Raw genomic sequence first — 1,986 nt, forward strand, 5'->3', positions numbered from 1 at the left:
TTCAATACATTTTCATTCTTCGTGGTGAAGAGCTGATTTTTAGCGATTCATGGATGGCTAACGGGTGCGTTTGTTAAATAAAGCAACAAGTGTTTATGGAAATAAAATAAGCTGGTACTTCAACCAGCTTATTTTTAACTTAAACATAGAATCTTTCTGTTGATTCAACTGTGTGTTTCATTAATGTAGCAATTGTAACAGGACCAACACCACCAGGAACAGGTGTTATTGCACCAGCAACTTCATAACAAGAGGTATAATCCACATCTCCGACATTCCCTTTGTTGTAACCAGCATCTAATACAATTGAACCCTCCTTTAACCAACTTCCTTTAATAAACTTAGGCTTTCCTACTGCTGCAACCACAATATCTGCTTGTTTTAAGATTTCAGGTAAATTGGAAGTCCTTGAATGGCAAGTAGTTACAGTCGCATTGGCATTGAGGAGTAGGGCAGAAACAGGTTTACCTAAAATTGGACTTCTGCCGACTACTACTGTATGTTTTCCATCAATTTGGATCTTGTAATATTCTAAAATTTTCATAATTGCTCCTGGTGTACAGGAAGGATATTCTCCAAACCCTAATGCAGTTTGTCCATACCCTGCACTTGTGACACCATCAACATCTTTTCGAATATCAATTGTTTCAAATGCAGCACGTTCATCAATATGTGAAGGTACTGGATGTTGTAAAAGGATACCGTGAACTGAGTTATCGTTATTCAATTCTTTAATGGTTTTTACCAACTCTGATGTACTTGTTTCTTCTGGCAAATGCACACGAATGGAATTGATACCCAATCTTTTACAAGCATTCCCTTTCATTCTTACATAGGTCTCTGAAGCAGGATTATCACCAACTAAAATCGTTACAAGGCATGGTATTATACCATTATCCTTTAATGCTTCAATACGAGTTTTTAAGCCGTCTCTTATTTCTTGAGCAACAACATTCCCATCTAATATGATTTTTTCCATAATAACGCCTCCTAAAGTTGTAATAAAAAAAGAGATAAGGATATAATCCCTATCTCTGCCCAGACGACCCGACTATTTATAAAACACAGCTTCCTTGTGGTCATTTCCACAAATGTCGTCAGTTACTGTGTCTATTTACTTATATAAGAAAAGATAACATATCGGGAGTAAATGTCAATGACATTAATAATTTTCTTAATGTTTTTGGTATAGTTTGTGAAAGAATGTACTTAAACAAAATAATAAGAGCAGTTGTTATTTGACCAAGGTCCTTTGATATAAAGTATCCAATTTACGACTTTTATCAGTTCTTTTTTAGAAGGCTTATACTGGCTGGCATTGCGTTGGCCTTTTTTTATTGAACTTAAGGAGCAGGTAGTTAATTAAAGTTAGCTTCCACATATAAGCTTAATTTGTTGGTTATTTTAATAAGAAAGGAGAGGACTAGAGAAAAGGATGTTAATATTATGCCAATAAAAATTCAAAGGTTATTTAATTTTGCAATGATCTTGCTAGCTTGGCTTACATTACCTTTTTTAGGTTTGAATAATTTAAAAAGATTTTTTCCTGCATCATTCTTAATTGTATTTTTTGAATTTTTTAATGTACTTATTGGAAAACGTCGGAAATGGTGGGTTTTTTATAATAAACCAAATTCTTATTTATTTAATGAATTTCCCTTTAATATTGGTCCATTCTTGGTAGGTTCCATGTGGATTTTAAAATGGACATATGGAAATTTCAAAGGGTTTTTATTACTTAACGTTATTGTAGATGGTTTCTTTACTTTTCCAATTGCAATATTATCAAGAAAACTTAAGTACTATACTTTAGTTAGGTTAAATCATTTTCAATTTTTCCTATTTATATTTTACAAGGCATTCTTACTATATGTGTTTCAGTACCTCTTTGAAAATAGAAAAACGTCTAGAAATTAATATGAATTTGTAATGAATATATAATGAAGCACATTGTGAAGAATTGCACTCCCCCTGTGTTAGGATAGA

2 protein-coding genes and 1 riboswitch are annotated in these 1,986 nt (G+C 32.7%); of the genes, one reads left to right on the plus strand and one right to left on the minus strand.

Going from position 1 to position 1,986, the window contains the following annotated elements; all coding sequences use genetic code 11:
* Positions 1-139: 139 nt before the first annotated feature.
* Positions 140-979: a bifunctional 5,10-methylenetetrahydrofolate dehydrogenase/5,10-methenyltetrahydrofolate cyclohydrolase gene (locus COJ96_RS25210; protein WP_098576534.1), complete on the minus strand. Its 840-nt coding sequence runs from the start codon at positions 977-979 to the stop codon at positions 140-142.
* Between the two features lie 50 nt (positions 980-1,029).
* Positions 1,030-1,115, minus strand: a riboswitch (ZMP/ZTP riboswitch).
* A 331-nt stretch (positions 1,116-1,446) separates the two neighbouring features.
* Here COJ96_RS25210 and COJ96_RS25215 point away from each other — a divergent pair.
* A complete protein-coding gene (locus tag COJ96_RS25215; protein WP_098576535.1) occupies positions 1,447-1,917 on the plus strand; it encodes a hypothetical protein in 471 nt (156 codons plus the stop codon).
* Positions 1,918-1,986: the final 69 nt, after the last annotated feature.

The sequence above is a fragment of the Bacillus sp. AFS073361 genome, assembly GCF_002567005.1.
In the GTDB taxonomy this organism is placed as follows: Bacteria; Bacillota; Bacilli; order Bacillales; family Cytobacillaceae; genus Neobacillus.

What these genes read in the sequence shown, in the direction of transcription:
- COJ96_RS25210 (WP_098576534.1), bottom strand. Translation starts at nt 979, where the DNA reads ATGGAAAAAATCATATTAGATGGGAATGTTGTTGCTCAAGAAATAAGA.
- COJ96_RS25215 (WP_098576535.1), top strand. Translation starts at nt 1,447, where the DNA reads ATGCCAATAAAAATTCAAAGGTTATTTAATTTTGCAATGATCTTGCTA.